A 17,449-nucleotide genomic window follows, 5' to 3' on the forward strand; every position below is an offset into this window, starting at 1 on the left:
TTATTTCTCCTTATTGCCGTGTTTCTCCATTCCCCGAATCGGTCGAAGGGAGTAATTCCATTTTGTCAGAGACAGATTCTTATTATAGTAAGGATCACCCTTTTTGAGAATATCGATCCACTGGCAACGCATATATTCAATTTCCTCCTGGAAACGTCTTATCTTGGCTTCACTGTCCTCTGCCCCTCTTGTCCTGGATTCCATATGATATAACTGAACATATGGATCATATACGATCAGACTTCCATTCTTACGCACCTTCAGACAAAGATCCACATCATTGAATGCAACGGACAGCTTCTCCGTAAAACCACCAGCCTCCTCAAAAGCACTGCGCTTCATCATCATGCAGGCAGCTGTCACCGCACTCATATCCTGAAGAAGCGAGGCCTTGTGAAGATATCCCGTTCTGTTCGCCGGCATATCGACAAACATATGACCTGCAATACCACCGATCCCGATCACACATCCCGCATGCTGGATCGTATTATCCGGGTAGATCAGCTTCACGCCAACTGCCCCGACTTCTCTTCTCTGACAGACACCGAGCATTTCCTTGATCCAACCCCGGGTGATCACCGTTACATCATTGTTCAAAAAGAGCAGATACTCGCCTTTTGCATGGCGCACTCCGTAGTTATTGATGGCAGAATAATTGAATTCTTTCTTCCATCTGAGGAGACGGATCTTCGGATCTCTGGAAAGTTCTTTATAATAATGAAAAATTTCCTCCGAAGTACTGTTGTTTTCTATGATCAGAATCTCATAATTCTGATATTCTGTTTTCTCTCTGATTGACTCTATACATGCCTTTAAGGATTCCTTCTCATCCTTATTCGGAATGATGATAGAGACCATCGGTTCACCATGGACCGGGTACTTCACTCGGAAGAAGCCAAGATCCGGTGTATGACTTACCTCGCCTTCAATGCCCATTCTCTTAAGATGTGCCTCGATTGCTCTCCTGCCTGCCTCAAATGCATACATCTTACTGGCAGGATTATCTGCCGTGGACGCCTTATGTGTGCGCCAGTGGTAAAGGATTTCAGGTACATGTCCCACTCTTCCGGAAGCTTCTTCTACACAGCGGAAAATAAAATCATGATCCTGTGCACCGTCAAATTCCTGCCGAAACCCTCCCACCTTATCCACAATAGATTTACGGGCCACAAAAAAATGGCAGATATAGTTATTGGATCTCAGAAGATCCAGATTAAAATCCGGCTTGAGATGTGGCTGGAAATGTTCACTGAGGTCAGTTGTGACCTTATCCTCATCTGTATAAACAACATCCAGCTGCCTGTCTTCATTGAGTTTCTTTACGATTTCATAGAGAGCATTCGGTGCCAAAAGATCATCATGGTCAAGAAGTCCTACAAATTCTCCTCCTGCCATGGTAAGCGCCGCATTGGTATTTCCCGCGATTCCGAGATTCTCGTCCAGATTTCTGACACAGATTCTCCTGTCTCTGGAACTATATTCCTTAAGAACAGCTGCCATTGCGGTGTCCTCAGGACTTCCATTTGCAATACAGAGTTCCCAGTTCGGATACGTCTGATCAATAAGAGACTCAATCATCTGACGCAGAAAAACCTCCGGTGTACGAAATGCCGGTACTGCGACACTGATCTGCGGCGTATAGCCAAACTTGTGTTTCTTCTGCTTCTCAAGTTCTGCCGCATCCGGGATATAAGCCTCATACCACGGACCATACGGAACTTCTTCCGGTTCAAAACGTTCATGCAGACGAATCCAGAATTCTTTTGGACCATAATGCTTCAGATAACGGAATCCTTTTTGAATTGTGTAGGGATTCAGTTTCTTAAGCATACGCCCCCACTGGATTCCTCCCACAGCCTGTTGTTTTTTATTCATATATTGTGTCCTCGGACTTTTTATTTACACTATTTTTATTCATAAGTGGCTTTATTTTACCATTCTGGGCCTGTTTTTGCAAGGGGCTATGTCATTCTGCTTGAATTGCGTCGAAAAATGGGATATTATAAGAGTTGATATGTATTTTTGTAACTGTTCAGTATCCTCGCAGTTACGTATTTTTCTTTAACAAAAAATATACTACTTTATCAGTCACAGGAGAATAGATTATGCAATTAAAAAGATTATGCCGTGGTCTTCTGACTCTGGGAATTTCCTGTTCTTTAATGTTCCAGACACCGGTTCTTGCAGCGGAAGAAACAACCACAGATACGCAGACGGATGCTTCTGCTGTAACCACCAACAGTATTCCCGGATGGCCGCAGGGCCCGGAGATCACTTCCTCCGCCGCTGTGATCATGGAGGACGCCACACAGACGCTTCTTTATTCTAAAAATATGAATCAGGTACTTTATCCCGGTGCCACCGTCAAGATTATGACAACTCTTCTTGCCCTGGAGAACTGTCAGCTCACGGATCAGGTTACCATGACAGCAACCGGTGTGTCCGGTGTTACCGACGGCGGTGCTAATATTTCCGCCCAGCTGGATGAGGTTTTTACTGTAGAACAATGCCTCTATGCGATCATGCTCAGTTCCGCCAACGATATCGCACTTCAGCTTTCCGAACATATCGGGGGCTCTGTGGACGCTTTTGTACAGATGATGAATGACCGTGCTGCACAGCTTGGATGTACAAATACTGTTTTTACAAATCCAACAGGACTTCCGGACGAAAACCAGCATACGACAGCACACGACATGGCACTTATCATGAAGGCAGCCATCGATAATGAATCCTTCCGGACCATTGCCGGCACTGCTTCCTATACTATCCCTGCTACAAACGTATCCGGCGGTGATCGTGTCCTTACAAACAACTTTTCTATGATGTCCGCCTCCAATGCTGCTTACTATCAGTATTGTCTCGGCGGAAGAGAGGGTTATACCGAGGCATCTGGAAGCACGCTTGTCTGTGCTGCCAAAAAAAACAATACTACTCTGATCGCAGTCGTACTTCAGGGTGCTTCCGGAACAACTGCCACGGAAGCGGGAAGTCTTCTTGATTATGGGTTCGATAATTTCCAGACTCTTTCTCTTGGAAATAACGACTTCAATATGGTTTCCGGAGGAGATGTTTATGTTCCGGCCGGTGCCACAGCCGACAGCCTCACCACTGAGGATGGCGAGATTCAGGATGGCGAGTATACCCGACAGTATTTCTTTGGCGGCAATGCCGTTGGAACTGCGGTCATGGAGGACGTACCGGAAGAGACAACTTCCTTCGACCACGAAAGCGAACAGAATCTGGAAGCTGCCAGAGCATACTCTGAGAACACAAACAATCTTCCATACATTCTGATCGGCGGTGCCGGACTCGTAGTATTCCTTCTGATTCTGTGGAGGATCATCAAAATTGCGAAATCATAAGGAACCTGTATTTTTATAAAACAGTGCCCACGAAACACCAAAAAGAAAAATCAGCGGTATGCCTTCAGGCACTCGCTGATTTTTCTTTTTTGTACAGGATCAGTATCCTGCTTCCTGCAAACAGAATCCAGCACAGAATACTTCCCACCGCACCTCCTCTAAGACCCGGAGCCCGGAAGGTAAGAAGAACTGTATGATCTCCCTCTGGCACTTTACACGCCAGAAAACCAATATCGCCACGCAGAAGCTCTGTCTCTTCTCCATCTATCATAAGACTCCATCCCTTTTCATACGGAATCATAAACATGGCATATCCATCCGTCTCTGCATGGATGCTTCCCGTGACAACAGAATCCTTCTGCGGTGCATACAGCATCACAGAAGAACTTTCTTCCGCTGCTTTCTGTTCTTCTGATTTCAGTTTCCGGATCTCAGATACATCCTGGATCTTTGTCCCGTCTTCCAGTGCGATCGCCTCTCCCAGAAGTTCTTCTCTGGTTTCTTCTGTACACAGTTCCTTCAGACTTTCCTCCGAGATATCCTGTGAATAGAAATGTGCAGTCTCTGCATCCCGTATATTCTCATGGATATAAAGGCTTCCTACCTGATCCAGAAGTCTGTACTTCGTTTCATCCGGTTCGCTGTTTCCTGACAGAATATATTTCACGCCGAGAAAAGCCGCCAGCCAGTTATCTTCCACATTATTCCAGAAGGTATAATGATTATGATCTGCAAAGAACAGTTCCGGATAACAGATTTCGACAAATTCCTTGATATTTCCGTTCATAACAGAATTATAGGTTGAGATTCCCCGATATCCCTGACCGGATGAATCCATGGAGACAGTTCCTGAAATATAATCCTTTTCCACACGATAGAAGGTCGGATCTTTTTCTTTTAGATAGTTTAAGCAGTCCTTAAGATCAACTCTGTACATTTCCCGGAAGAAATCCTGCGGTTTTTCAAGTTCTGCCCTGTATTTTGTCTCTTTATCCTCTGAGATCTTCATCTCTTCATAACGCTTTGTCTCCTGCTCCATCATTTCTGCCGGAACATCTGCTTTTTTCATCGTCACACGATTCTGATAGTTTGTACCTCCCTCAGACACCACATTCACAACAAGCACAACTCCCAGAAATCCAAGGGTCACATTTCGGATCTGTGTATCTTTCAGGAAGCAGAGTACCGTCAGGCACAGGGCTGTCAGAATTCCTGTAACTGTCAGGATCAGGATGTTTGTCTTATATTCCTGAAATCCGGCCTGTTCATATCCACATCTGTATGCCCATCCCATAAGGACAGTTACTCCGAGGATCAGCACAAGATTCAGCCGTCCGCCTTTTCGCATATAATCCCACATCCATGCCATCAGAAGCAGTAATATCGGCATCAGAACAAATGTATAACGCTGCGTCGGCAATGTAAAATAATTAAATGCCATTCCACCGATCGGGAGTGCCACACCGGCAAAAATCAGGACAGCCGCTCCGTACAGGACTCTTCTGGCACGTTTTGTCATCTCTGCTCTGTGCAGGACTGCAAGAAACTGCACATTCAGAAAAACAGCCAGTGTTGAGCAGAAAAGTGCCGGATCCTCATAATAATTCATCACATACTGCTGAGGTCCCTTTGCCAGTCCATAACCATTCTGTAGGTTGCTTGAGAACATTCTTTTGAGCATGGACAGATAAAACTTACGCGAATACGGTGTAAAACACTGCCTCAGAAAATCCAGAAGCCCGGTTCCGTCACTGTCCAGTCTGGAAGACACATTCAAAAGAACTTCTGCCATCGGAAGAAAGACCACAAGGCTCATCCCCACTCCCAGGATCATTTCTGCACAGCCAAGCAGGAATCTCTGGACTCTCTCTTTCCAACTAAGCCCGTCCAGCATCAGAATTCGAAACACAAGATACAGTCCTGTCGCTGCCAGACACATATATGTGAAATAAACGCTGTAGATTCCGCACAGAAATACCATGACCGGGAACAGTGCCTTACCCTTTTTCTTCTGAATAAACTTTTCGCAGAAAAGAAGCATCAGCGGAAAATAGATCACAACAGTTCCAAACTGATAATGCTGTCCCCACACCAGAAGAAAACCATTCAGTGCATATACATAAGATGTGATCATCCTGGACAACACACTGAATGAAAACTGCGAGAGAAACCAGTAAAAAGCAAATGCCGCCACCATGATCTTGAGAATCTGGATCACATTGATGTAGAGAAGCATATGTGCCGGTCCCAGAATCACTCCGGCTCCATAAAGCAGCATCAGAAACGGATCAAACAGATTAAAGTTAAACTGATTGATTCCCAGTCCGTTATTAAAATCCCAGAGAGAAAAGCTTCCATCTCTCAGATGATTTACAATGCTGGTATAATTCATGATATACTGCTGCCAGGTATCACTTCCGATATCGTTAAAGATCATCAGATCATTTCCATAGAGATAATCCCGGAACATAAAGCTGCAGCTTGCACTCAGCAGCAGAAACAAAAAGCAAAGTGCCCTCACGTCAGGGCTTTGACAAAATCCGGACAGCTTCTGTGCTGTCCGGATCTTTGGTCTGGAATTATTTTTTTCATTCATCAGTTTACATAATTTCCTTCAAATAGCGTTTAAGAGCATCTTTCCAGTCCGGAAGACGAGTAAATCCATGCTCTTCCAGTTTCTTTTTCTCCATACGGCTGTTCGACGGACGTTTTGCCTTTGCAGGATATTCTGCGGAGCTTACAGGCAGAACCCTGACATCCATACCTGCCTGACGGAAGATTTCTTTTGCAAAGTCGCACCAGGAGATATATCCGCCCTCATTGGTCGCATGATATTTTCCGTACTCTTCTTTTTCCAGCATATCCACCAGAAGTCTTGCCAGATCATAGGTATAGGTCGGTGTACCGATCTGATCATCTACAACCGTCAGAGTGTCATGTGTTTTGCCGAGATTCAGCATAGTCTTGATGAAGTTCTTGCCATTCAGGCCAAACACCCACGCAATACGGACAATATAATAATGAGGAGCATACTTTTCTACTGCAACCTCTCCCTCATATTTGGACTGACCATAGACATTCAGCGGTTCCACAACCGGATCATCCGGCTCCCACGGGCGGGTTCCCTGACCGTCAAACACATAGTCCGTGCTGATATATACCATCGGAATATCAAGTTTTCCACACATCTTTGCAATATTTGCGGTTCCATCCACATTTACTTTATGGCAAACCTCCTGATTATCCTCAGCAGCATCTACTGCAGTCCAGGCAGCACAGTGGACGACCTTGTCCGGCTGAACTTCTGTCATTACTTTTTCTACAGCCTCACTGTCTGTTATGTCCATCTCTGCAACATCAACGCCGACACCTTCATAACCTCTTCTGGCCAGCTCATTCATCACATCATATCCAAGCTGTCCCTTTACGCCTGTTACTAATACTTTCATTTCCAAAATCCTCCTATATACGTCTCAGTGAAAAATCCTGACTCTTCAGGGTCAGATTCGGATTGTAATACGGATCCCCGTTTCTCAGAATATCCGGCCACCGTTTCTCAAAGATCTGGATCTCTTTATTAAATCTCGCAACCTTTTCCGGAGTATCCTCAAGACCTCTGGACTTGGATTCATAATGGTACAATTCCGCATATGGATTGTATACGATCAGATATCCTGCTGCCCTGAGCTTCATACAGAAGTCAATATCATTAAAAGCAACTGCAAGTTCTTCTGTAAGACCGCCGACCTTATCAAAGGCTTTTCTCTTCACCATCATGCAGGCTGCCGTCACTGCACTGTAATCCTGCGCACAGATGATCCTGTGGCAGTATCCGGTAGTTCCTCTTGGCTGAAGCACAAAACAGTGACCTGCAATTCCTCCGAAGCCGATCACAACACCGGCATGCTGGATCGTATCATCCTCATAATACATTCTGGCTCCGACCGCTCCCACATCACTTCTCATGCAATAGCCAAGAAGCTCCTCCAGACAGTCCGGATTGATGATCTCCGTGTCATTGTTAAGAAGAAGCAGATATTCCCCTTTCGCAAAGGATGCACCATAATTATTGATTGCGGAATAATTGAACTCTCTGTCCCAGTAGACCACATGCGCTTTCGGATTGGAAGCCTCCAGTTCCTTGTAATACTGAAATGTCTTCTCGTCTGTACTGTTGTTCTCCACAATGATATACTCATAATTCTGATACGTTGACTTCTTATCAATAGAATCCATACAGCGTTTCAGGTCCTCAATATGGTCCTTGTTCGGAATGACAATGGAGATCAGCGGATCATGGTCACGAATAAATCTTGTCCTGTAAAGTCCCAGAAATTCTCCCTGATAAACTTCTGCATGGATGCCGGTTCTCTCATAATGTGCCTCAATTGCACGTTTTCCTGCCTCGAATGCGTAAGTTTTGCTTTCCGGATTCTCAGCTGTAGAATCCTCATGGCATCTCCAGTGATACAGAATCTTGGGAATGTGATAAATTTCTGACGGATTCACTGCCTCAATACAGCGGAAAATAAAATCATAATCCTGTGCTCCGTCAAATTCTGAACGAAGCGTGCCAACCTTGTCAATGACCTTTCTGTCAACCACAAACAAATGACAGATATAATTTACCGTACAGAGCAGATCCGGATTATAATCCGGTTTAAAATGCGGCTGGAAGAATTTATGCCCATCCATAGACATCTTATCCTCATCAGAATACAGAACACGAATCTTTCTGTCTTTGTTCAGAGCCTTGACACACTCAAACAGTGCGTGCGGTGTAAGCTCATCATCATGGTCTGCAAAAGCAATATAATCACCTGTGGCGATCTCGATTCCTGCATTTGTATTCTCTGAAATCTGCAGTGCTCTCTCATGAGAAACCACTTTGATCCTCTCATCCGAGGCTTCCAGTTCTTTGAGCAGTCCTGCTATCGGAGAATTTGCCCCGCTTCCGTCAGAAAGACAGAGTTCCCAGTTCGGATATGTCTGTGCTTTGACCGTCTCCACCAGCTGTCTGAGATATTTCTCGGGAGTCTTGTATAATGGGATTACAATTGAAATCTTTGGCTGAAATTCAAACTTCTCCCTCTTCTGTTTTTCGAGTTCTTTCTGACTCGGAAGATGTCGGAGAATCCATTTCTGATATGGAATCTCTCTTGTGGAAGCCGTTTTGACTTTTGCCACGATCTTACCTGCAAGTGCTGCACTTCCCTGACTTCTCCAGTAACGCAGTCCCTTCTTTGCATACTTCTCGATTTTTTTGCTGAGAACAACTGCCGGCTGAAGATGTGCAATATGGACAGCCTTAGTATTTCCTGCATAAAAAACGATGTAAACTACTTTTCCGGTAAGATTTGTCAGTTCCACAAAGAATCCTGTCTTATCATGGATCTCTGTTTCTTCATAGAGCTGCTCCACATCCACTCGCTCCGTGCGAAGGATCTCTGCCTGGATCTTCTGTTTATTTTCATCAAAAATCTGGATCCTCACCGGCTCTGCCGCAACAGCCCAGCCACGTACCCTGAGAAATCCCTGCTGAACCTTCTCTTCTTCAATAAAAAACTGTGGTTTATTTCTTCGCTTTTCCAGATCCTTGACAGGAACAGAAAACCAGCAGAAAGTTTTGTCCGGCATATCCGCATAAATAGAAAGTTTCTGAAATCCATCCAGCGACTCCGGAAGACAAATCTCAGCTGTGATCCTCTCCCCCCGCATAAGGTCAGGATCCTTGAATCTCTCCAGTGCGCTGACCATCTCAAGCTTCTTGATCTCCGCTTTTACCTCTGACCCGTCCAGGCAGGCACGCATTTTTGCCTCTTTCGGCCATGTCCCCTGAAGGATGTAACAACACGGATCCTGAAGATGAAACCTGTCTTTGGTCACTTCAAAAATTTCTCTTGCCATAATCTATATCCAACCTCATTTCTCAGTCTTCTCTCAGGGAACAATCCCCCTCTGTCACAGAAAGATTCGGGCTGTAATACGGGTCTCCCATCTCAAGCTGCTGCGCCCATTTCTCCTGGAATCTCTTTACCTCTTTATCAAAACGGAACTGTTTTTCCGGTGTATCTTCCAGTCCCCTTGATTTTGATTCATAATGATACAGCTCTGCATAAGGTGTAAAAACAATCTTCTTTCCTGACGCACGGAATTTCATGCACAGATCAATATCGTTAAATGCCACCTGGAAGGTTTCATCAAAACCTTTCACCGAATCAAATTCAGATTTTTTTACCATCATGCAGGCTGCCGTCACTGCACTGATCTCCTGCACGCTGATCATACGTCCAAAATATCCCGGATCTTCTCTGGAAGCACGGCACATAATATGCCCTGCAATTCCGCCAAGTCCCAGAACAACGCCCGCATGCTGGATCGTATCATCCGGATAGTACAGTTTTGCTCCCACAGCCGCCACATTTTCCTGCTGACAGTTCTGGAGCATTTCCTCGATCCAGTCAGGTGTCAGGATTTCCACATCATTATTCAGAAACAGAAGGTATTCACCCTGTGCTTCCTCTGCAGCAAAATTATTGATCGCAGAATAGTTGAATTCTTTTTCCCAGGTCAGCACCCTTACCTTCGGATAGCGCTCCGGAAGTTTTTTATAATATTCAAAGGTTTCTTCCTTCTCGCTGTTATTCTCCACGATCAGAACCTCGTAATTACGGTAGGTGGATTTCCGTGACATGGAAAAAAGGCACAGTTCCAGATCATCTGTATGATCCTTGTTCGGAATGATGATCGATACCATAGGATTTCCCTGAACCTTTATATGGCTTCTGTACCAGCCCGGACGCTCCGTCATATCTACCTTCGCATCAATTCCCATTCTCTGATAATGCTCACGGATAGCTTTTCTTCCCGCCTCATAGGCATATGCCTTGCTGGAAGGATCTGCCGCAGTGGAATCCATGTGACATCTCCAGTGATACAGCACTTTCGGGATATGTGTGATCTTCTTCGCCTTTTCACAGCAGCGTAAGATAAAATCAAAATCCTGTGCCCCGTCAAATTCCGAACGGAGCATTCCGGTTTCATCTGTCAGACTTTTTCTGACTACAAAAATATGACAGATATAATTGTTTTCCCTCAGACGAAAGAGATTAAAATCTGGCTTGAAATTCGGGTCAAAATAGTGCTGCCCGTCCATACTGACCTTATCCTCATCTGTGTAGACCACATCTGCATCTGTGTCATTTATGGCTTTTACGATTTCATAAAGAGCATCCGGCTCCAGTGTGTCATCATGATCACAGAACATGAGATACTCGCCCTTCGCCAGTTCTGCCGCCGCATTTGTATTGGCTGAAATACCCCCGTTTTCTTTCAGTTTCTGATAAACAATACGTTTTTCTCTTCCGTAATGTTTTTCAAGAAACTCCTTCGCCTTATCATCCGGACTTCCGTCGGCCAGACACAGCTGCCAGTTTTCGTAAGACTGTCTGCGGACAGATTCGATCAGCTCCTTAAGATACGGAAGCGGTGTACAGTACAGCGGAATTACAATGCTGATCAACGGTTTCTGTGCAAAAGAAGCATGCTTCTGCCTGCGGAGTACCCGCTTATCTGCTTTATGCCGTGCGAGCCACGCTTCATAACCGCCCTCAGCCACATTTTCTTTTCCAAAGAGTCTGCCAAAGAGTCCCTTCGGCTTATTTTCTTTTCGGAGTGCTTCAATATCAATATTACATGTTTTTGTGACAGAATCACCGCAGAAATGAAGAATGATCTCTCTTCCTTTGATTTCCGGAAGTGCCGCTGATATGCGAAATCCAATTTCCTGCATCTTATATTCTTCATCAAGATTTCTTCGTTCAACCACATCCGGTCTGCGTCCGCGGCTAATCCGGCAGTCCAGAAGTGACGCGTCCTCCTGATGCACAGTCACATCCACGCTTCCCCTCTGGTCAACAACCCAGCCCTGGATCTCCAGCATCGTATCGTAAAGGATCTCTACCCGGTCCAGGTGATATTCTACCAGATTTTCCTTGATCAGCTCATCAAGCTCCTCTGCATTGATCTCCCAGATACTGATGCGTTCCTCGTCATGACGGAGAAACAATTCCAGACTCTGATATTTTTCTGCCAGCTTCAGTACCTCCGGAATCCGGACTGTAAATCCGGGAAGAAAATCACCGAATTCACAGCCAAGTGCCTGTGCGACATCCGGTCGTTCTCTTCGCTGGATCTGCGGAAGCTCAACAGTGTCATAGCCATCTCCCAGAAGTTCAAACTCATATACTTTTCTTTCCGGATGTGCATACCAGCCATCCAGGCTCAGAACATGTCCATGTCTGTCATCGTAACGTTCTTCATCTATGCTGAAACAAAAATTTTCCATGTTCTATCCCCTACTTATTTTTCTTGATGCTGCGGTACAATTTCCAGACTCTGGTGTTTTCCATCTGCCGGATTTTCTCGTTCAGATGACGGATCTCCATATCCTTCTGTGAAGACACCTGTGAGAATTTCCGCCAGAATTCTTCTCTGGCTTCCTGCTCTTTCAATACCTCGATTTCAATATCCAGTGTATTTTCCTGAATATCATCGATGATAAACTGCGGATCACCTGCTCCGAAATAATATTTTCCATCTCCCATATCAAATCCGTTGGTCTGGAAAATAACCGGTCTGCCGTCTTCAAATGCAAGTTTCCTAAGAAGAAGTCCGCCCATTGCCTCACCGGGATCCAGGCGCAGTCTCTTTACTCCCTGCGGGATCCGTATTTTCAGACAAAGACCTGCCTTTGCCATCGGATAAATCTCCGAATCATTTTCACTGAAATCTTTACCTCTGTCATAAAAAACCTGAAGTTTTCTTTCCGCCCCCGCAATACGAAGCTGTTCATAGAATGACAATGCATCGGCTTTTCCCGGAGAGACATCTTCATACATATCAAGAAGCGGAACATGGCTGCCCTTGATATAATTCTGGAAATTGTGCTCCATCTCTTCATATACTTCCAGTTCCCTCGCTGTAAGTCCGGCCTTGCTGTAGAAATCCAGATCTTTCAGTGCACGGCGTTTGCCGTCGCTTTCCAGATAATAGTGGATCATCCTGTAAATTATATAATTAGCAGGAACAGGGAAACGGAAAGACCATTCATAATCGATCACGGAAACCCTGTCGTCATCGATCAGGATATTGGCCGGTACCAGGTCAATGTTTGAGATTCCACTGCAGGAAAATGTACCTTCCAGTGAAACATTTCCGAATACTTTGACAAATTCCGGTGTCTTATAAAATGTCTCTCTGCTGTGGATCCGGCGTACTTTATCAATATAATGGAACAGAAGCTTCTCTGCTTCTTCGTTCCTGCCCTGCTTCACAAAGATATCCAGATGTTCTTCCAGTGTCCTGCCTTTGAGAAATTCCAACTGTACTCCCTGTTTATCCAGCGTGCACTGATTCAGTTCCAGCCCTTCTTTTGCATAGATCCTTGACATTTCTCTGGAGATGGATTCCAGATTCTTTACATGGGCTTCCGCCGCTGTTTCTGTTGGGACTTTCCGCACAAATACATCTTTTTTGTTATGTTTACAGATATCTGTACGAAGTGCGAATTTTGCTGATCTTTCATTTGAAAACTTAGAATATACTGTTTCAATTTCCGGTTTTTCTTTTCCGATCAGAAGCAGAAAGGAATTTGAAAATGTCGGGAACAGATCGTTATCCAGGAGAGAATCATACACCGGAGATTCCTGAAAAAGCTGCAGACGAAGTCTGTCATAATTGGTTTCCAGCCTGTTCAGTTCTCCTTTGAACGGAAGACGCTCATCTGAATAAATAGTCATTGGAAGTTTATAATCCGGGAATGGATAATACCAGGATGCTTTGAGACCACCTGCTTCTTTGAGAATCGAACCAAACTCTTTCTTTGTAAATGTCTTCACTCCGCTGGTAGTCGGATAGCCTTCCAGTCCTTCAAACAATGTACCAAAATGATCCTCTGTACAGCCTGCCCAGTATTTCAGACCAAAACGGTTTTCGATTGCAAGGACGATCTTTCCATCCGGCTTGAGATGCCTGGAAATGATCTTCAGAAAATCCACATACGGTGTATCACTCTGGATATAAGCCTCTCCATACTCAAATACGCCAATAAGTGTGATATAATCATATTTTTCTGTGAGATTCTTCTCAATATCCTGGAAATTTCCCATGAGAATCTTGAGATTATCAAAAGCCTTATGTCTGTTGGCATTGATCAGACTTCTTTTGCGTGACAGTTCAATACAGGTCACCTTCTTTGCTTTTTTGCACAGAGCACCTGTTACCGCACCACAGCCGGAGCCAATCTCCAGAACGTTTTCCTCTCCTGTAAACGGAAGCCAGCTTAAGATATTTTCTCTTATATGTGAAAAATGATACAGGATCGGCCAGCTTTTGCGCTCTGCGATCACCTGATTCCATTCTTCCTCCGGATAAGTTCTGGCGATCTCAAGCATCTCATCTTCGATCGCACCGTCCGTATATAAATCTTTTCCCGGATAATACGTATCATCCAGCACAACCTGTCCTATTTTTTCACTCATTTTTCTTCTCCGTAATGTATCTCTACTTTTGAGTCCATATCATAAAAACCTACAGTATTCTGTTCAGAAACAACTGTAATATTACATGCATCATAGAGTCTGTGGAAAACTGTAAATTCTCCGTCCCTGTATCCGGTACAGCCAAATGCCAGCAGATATTCTCCGCCCTGAAGGAACATCTTCTGCGTAAAAGTTACGGTACAGGTATCGCCCTCATCAGAATGCTCAATATGCATCTTTTCAAACATGGTATTGGTTCCTGTGATCTCCGTACCCTTAATATCCTTGAAGGTATATGCCATGATCGGTTCCTGGATTGCTTCATGGAACACAACCTTCATGCGAATCTGGAAAGTACTTCCCTTCTCTATGGTATTGGTTGACCTTCCTTTGTCATCGATCACTGCAAAGTCTGTGATCTCAGCAAGCTTACTTCCATACTCCAGCATATTCGGATTGACCTGGAACTCTTCGCTCCAGCTCTCCTTTGGTTTTTCCTCCTGAATCTGCTGTTTTGCAGGATCCTGTCCCACCAGAAGCTGCTTATACATATCAACCATCTGCTTCGGTGAACCTTCCTCCAGCTTCACGCCTTTGTTCAGAAGTACAACCCTGTCACAGTATCTTGCGATACTGCTCAGATCATGACTTACAAAAAGGATGGTCCTTCCCATCTTCTTAAATTCTTCAAACTTACGATAACATTTTGCCTGAAAAAAGACATCTCCTACAGAAAGTGCCTCATCTACGATCAGGATCTCCGGATCAATGTTGATCGCCACGGCAAAAGCCAGACGGACAAACATACCACTGGAATATGCCTTGACCGGCTGATGAACAAAATCACCGATGTCCGCAAAATCCAGAATATCCTGCAGGCGTGCATCTATCTCCTCTCTGGAAAATCCCATCATGGTTCCATTGAGATAGACATTTTCAATTCCGGTATATTCCATATTAAATCCGGCTCCAAGTTCCAGAAGCGCAGAAATACGTCCATCTACCACAACTTCGCCGCCGGTTGGATTCAGTACACCGGTGATGATCTTAAGAATTGTGGATTTACCGGAACCATTGGTTCCGATAATCCCCACAGTCTCTCCTCTTTTTACTTCAAAACTCACATCCCGCAGTGCATAATGCTCCCGCACCGGAACCTTAAATCCCAGTGCCTCCTTCAGACGGTCTGAGGGTTTGTTATATAATTTGTACATCTTATCCAGATGCTTTACCTGAATTGCAAATTCACTCATTCTACTCTCCACATTACAGTACATCCGCAAAATGTACCTGAAGTTTTTTGAACAGTCTGGTTCCGAAAATAAATACTGCCGCTGTAAACACCCAGAAATAAAGTGTCAGCACCGGATGCTCCCAGATTGCTACCTTGCCGATAAGAGAATCCCGGTATCCCTGAACGATATAAAACAGCGGATTCAATTTCAGTATCTTCTGAAGGATCCCGCCCAGTCCAAGATCATTGAAATCCCACATGATCGGAGTCACCCAGACTCCCACCTGAAGGGCAATGTTGATGATCTGACTCAGATCGCGAAAGAAAACAACTGCCGCACTCGTCATATAAGTCAGTGCAAGGATCAACATAAAAATACAGAAGCTGTAATAAATAAGCTGCAGTGCATAAAGGCTCGGCGGATAGCCCATAAAGGTATAGATCACCAGCAGGATCACAACAAAAAAGGCATGTACAAACACTGCTGAGAATACTTTGACTACCGGCAGAATGCGGATATTAAACACCACCTTCTTGACCAGATAATTGTATTCCAGAAGTGCATTTGTTCCTCCTGTGAGTCCCTCCTGAAAGAAAAACCATGGAATCAGACCTGCGATCAGCCAGAGCACAAACGGAACGCCTTTGTCCGATCCGTTTCTGAGCGCCAGCCCAAACACAAACCAGTATACGCAGATCGTAACGATCGGCTGGATGAATGCCCAGACCGTTCCAAAATAGGAACCGGCATATTTAGTTTTGAAATCATTTTTTGCCAGAGAAAAGACTAATCTTCTGTTTTTGTAGATTTCTCCGGGCAGCCAGGTATTTTTATTCAATCCTTTTTACTCCTGTTTGCAGTGTATTCCTTGAGGCCTCCCCACTTCTGATCTTTCTCGGAAAGGATCAGTTCCATGTCCTCCGGGATTGGCCACTGTACACCGATATCCGGGTCATTGTAAGCAAGACCGCCCTCATCGTTCGGATGATAGAAATCTGTACATTTGTAAGCAAACTCTGCAGTATCAGAAAGAACTACAAATCCATGTGCAAAATTCTTCGGAATAAAGAACTGCTTCTTGTTCTCGGCAGACAGAACCACACCGTACCACTGTCCATAAGTTTCTGAACCTTCTCTTAAATCTACCGCAACATCAAAAACTTCTCCGCTCACAACACGTACAAGCTTATCCTGCGGATAATTGATCTGAAAATGAAGTCCGCGAAGGACACCTCTTCTGGAACTGGACTGGTTGTCCTGAACAAATTCCATGTCAATCCCTGCTGCCTTATAATCATTGTAATTATATGTTTCCATAAAATAACCACGTTCATCTCCGAATACGGTCGGTGTGATAACCTTCAGTCCTTCGATATGACAGGTTTCTACTGTGATCTTACCCATTTTATAATCCCTCCGCTACTTCGATCAGATATTTTCCATAGGCAGTCTTGAGAAGTGGCTGCGCCAGCTCAACAAGCTGCTCCTTTGTGATAAATCCACGTTTGTACGCAATCTCTTCAATGCAGGAAATATAAAGTCCCTGACGTTTCTGGAATGCTGCAACAAAATCAGCTGCATCCAGAAGAGAATCATGATTTCCGGTATCCAGCCACGCAAAGCCGCGTCCAAGAGTCTCCACCTTAAGAGTTCCTCTTCTCAGATATTCATTGTTGATGCTGGTGATCTCAATCTCGCCTCTTGCAGACGGTTTTACATTTTTGGCAATCTCTACAACATCATTGTCATAGAAGTAGAGTCCCGGAACTGCATAATTTGACTTCGGATGCTCCGGTTTTTCTTCGATGGAAAGTGCCTTTCCATTTTCATCAAATTCTACGACACCATATTCTCTTGGATCCCTTACATAATATCCAAAAATAGTTGCTCCCTTTTCCTCTTCTGTGCGTTTATATGCATTCAGAAGCACTCTTGAAAAGCTCTGTCCGTAGAAAATATTGTCTCCCAGAACAAGTGCTACAGCATCATCACCGATAAAGTCAGCACCGATGATAAAGGCATCTGCCAGTCCCCGCGGCTGTTCCTGTACTGCGTACTCAAATCTCATTCCCAGCTGACTTCCATCTCCCAGAAGTTCACGGAATACCGGAAGATCTCTCGGTGTGGAAATGATCAGAATCTCACGGATGCCAGAAAGCATCAGCGTGGAAAGTGGATAGTAGATCATCGGCTTGTCATATACCGGCATGATCTGCTTGGAAATTGCCTTGGTCAGCGGATATAATCTGGTTCCTGAACCGCCTGCTAAAATAATACCTTTCATGGATTGCCCTCCTTTTGTTTACAT

The 17,449-nt window shown here is 44.6% G+C and carries 11 protein-coding genes; 1 reads left to right on the forward strand and 10 read right to left on the reverse strand.

Features of this window, described 5'->3' with window-relative positions; genetic code table 11:
- Positions 1-1,875, reverse strand: a complete 1,875-nt coding sequence (locus GT674_RS06480) for a glycosyltransferase family 2 protein (protein ID WP_161284950.1) — start codon at positions 1,873-1,875, stop codon at positions 1-3.
- A gap of 230 nt (positions 1,876-2,105) precedes the next feature.
- Between GT674_RS06480 and GT674_RS06485 the strand changes: the two genes are divergently transcribed.
- Positions 2,106-3,365 (forward strand): D-alanyl-D-alanine carboxypeptidase family protein, encoded by a 1,260-nt coding sequence (locus GT674_RS06485; protein WP_161284951.1) that lies wholly within the window; start codon positions 2,106-2,108, stop codon positions 3,363-3,365.
- A gap of 64 nt (positions 3,366-3,429) precedes the next feature.
- Here the strand turns inward: GT674_RS06485 and GT674_RS06490 are convergent, their stop codons facing one another.
- From GT674_RS06490 to rfbA, 9 genes are read right to left on the reverse strand one after another with little or no spacing between them, the layout of a single operon-like run.
- Positions 3,430-5,961: a YfhO family protein gene (locus tag GT674_RS06490; RefSeq protein WP_161284952.1), complete on the reverse strand. Its 2,532-nt coding sequence runs from the start codon at positions 5,959-5,961 to the stop codon at positions 3,430-3,432.
- Positions 5,962-5,965: 4 nt separating this feature from the next.
- Positions 5,966-6,814, reverse strand: coding sequence for a dTDP-4-dehydrorhamnose reductase (gene rfbD / locus GT674_RS06495; protein WP_161284953.1), 849 nt, complete (start codon positions 6,812-6,814; stop codon positions 5,966-5,968).
- A 13-nt stretch (positions 6,815-6,827) separates the two neighbouring features.
- Positions 6,828-9,272, reverse strand: a complete 2,445-nt coding sequence (locus GT674_RS06500) for a glycosyltransferase family 2 protein (protein ID WP_161284954.1) — start codon at positions 9,270-9,272, stop codon at positions 6,828-6,830.
- 22 nt (positions 9,273-9,294) lie between these two features.
- Positions 9,295-11,712, reverse strand: coding sequence for a glycosyltransferase family 2 protein (locus tag GT674_RS06505; RefSeq protein ID WP_161284955.1), 2,418 nt, complete (start codon positions 11,710-11,712; stop codon positions 9,295-9,297).
- A 10-nt stretch (positions 11,713-11,722) separates the two neighbouring features.
- On the reverse strand, positions 11,723-13,906 hold the full coding sequence (locus GT674_RS06510; RefSeq protein ID WP_161284956.1) for a methyltransferase: 2,184 nt from the start codon (positions 13,904-13,906) through the stop codon (positions 11,723-11,725).
- Positions 13,903-15,159 carry an ABC transporter ATP-binding protein gene (locus GT674_RS06515; protein ID WP_161284957.1) on the reverse strand — a complete coding sequence of 419 codons (1,257 nt, stop codon included), beginning with the start codon at positions 15,157-15,159 and terminating at the stop codon, positions 13,903-13,905. The genes GT674_RS06510 and GT674_RS06515 overlap by 4 nt, the downstream gene beginning before the upstream one ends.
- Positions 15,160-15,172: 13 nt before the next feature.
- A complete protein-coding gene (locus GT674_RS06520; protein ID WP_161284958.1) occupies positions 15,173-15,979 on the reverse strand; it encodes an ABC transporter permease in 807 nt (268 codons plus the stop codon).
- Positions 15,976-16,545 carry a dTDP-4-dehydrorhamnose 3,5-epimerase gene (rfbC, locus tag GT674_RS06525; protein ID WP_161284959.1) on the reverse strand — a complete coding sequence of 190 codons (570 nt, stop codon included), beginning with the start codon at positions 16,543-16,545 and terminating at the stop codon, positions 15,976-15,978. Before rfbC ends, GT674_RS06520 begins: the two co-directional genes overlap by 4 nt.
- Position 16,546: 1 nt before the next feature.
- Positions 16,547-17,425, reverse strand: coding sequence for a glucose-1-phosphate thymidylyltransferase RfbA (rfbA, locus tag GT674_RS06530; protein WP_161284960.1), 879 nt, complete (start codon positions 17,423-17,425; stop codon positions 16,547-16,549).
- Between the last annotated feature and the right edge of the window lie 24 nt (positions 17,426-17,449).

The organism is Blautia sp. BIOML-A1, assembly GCF_009883055.1.
Lineage (GTDB): Bacteria > Bacillota > Clostridia > Lachnospirales > Lachnospiraceae > Blautia_A.

Coding starts and splice junctions, on each gene's coding strand:
- GT674_RS06510 (WP_161284956.1), bottom strand. CDS start 13,906: ATGAGTGAAAAAATAGGACAGGTTGTGCTGGATGATACGTATTATCCG.
- rfbD (WP_161284953.1), bottom strand. CDS start 6,814: ATGAAAGTATTAGTAACAGGCGTAAAGGGACAGCTTGGATATGATGTG.
- GT674_RS06515 (WP_161284957.1), bottom strand. CDS start 15,159: ATGAGTGAATTTGCAATTCAGGTAAAGCATCTGGATAAGATGTACAAA.
- GT674_RS06480 (WP_161284950.1), bottom strand. CDS start 1,875: ATGAATAAAAAACAACAGGCTGTGGGAGGAATCCAGTGGGGGCGTATG.
- GT674_RS06500 (WP_161284954.1), bottom strand. CDS start 9,272: ATGGCAAGAGAAATTTTTGAAGTGACCAAAGACAGGTTTCATCTTCAG.
- rfbA (WP_161284960.1), bottom strand. CDS start 17,425: ATGAAAGGTATTATTTTAGCAGGCGGTTCAGGAACCAGATTATATCCG.
- GT674_RS06490 (WP_161284952.1), bottom strand. CDS start 5,961: ATGAATGAAAAAAATAATTCCAGACCAAAGATCCGGACAGCACAGAAG.
- GT674_RS06485 (WP_161284951.1), top strand. CDS start 2,106: ATGCAATTAAAAAGATTATGCCGTGGTCTTCTGACTCTGGGAATTTCC.
- GT674_RS06505 (WP_161284955.1), bottom strand. CDS start 11,712: ATGGAAAATTTTTGTTTCAGCATAGATGAAGAACGTTACGATGACAGA.
- rfbC (WP_161284959.1), bottom strand. CDS start 16,545: ATGGGTAAGATCACAGTAGAAACCTGTCATATCGAAGGACTGAAGGTT.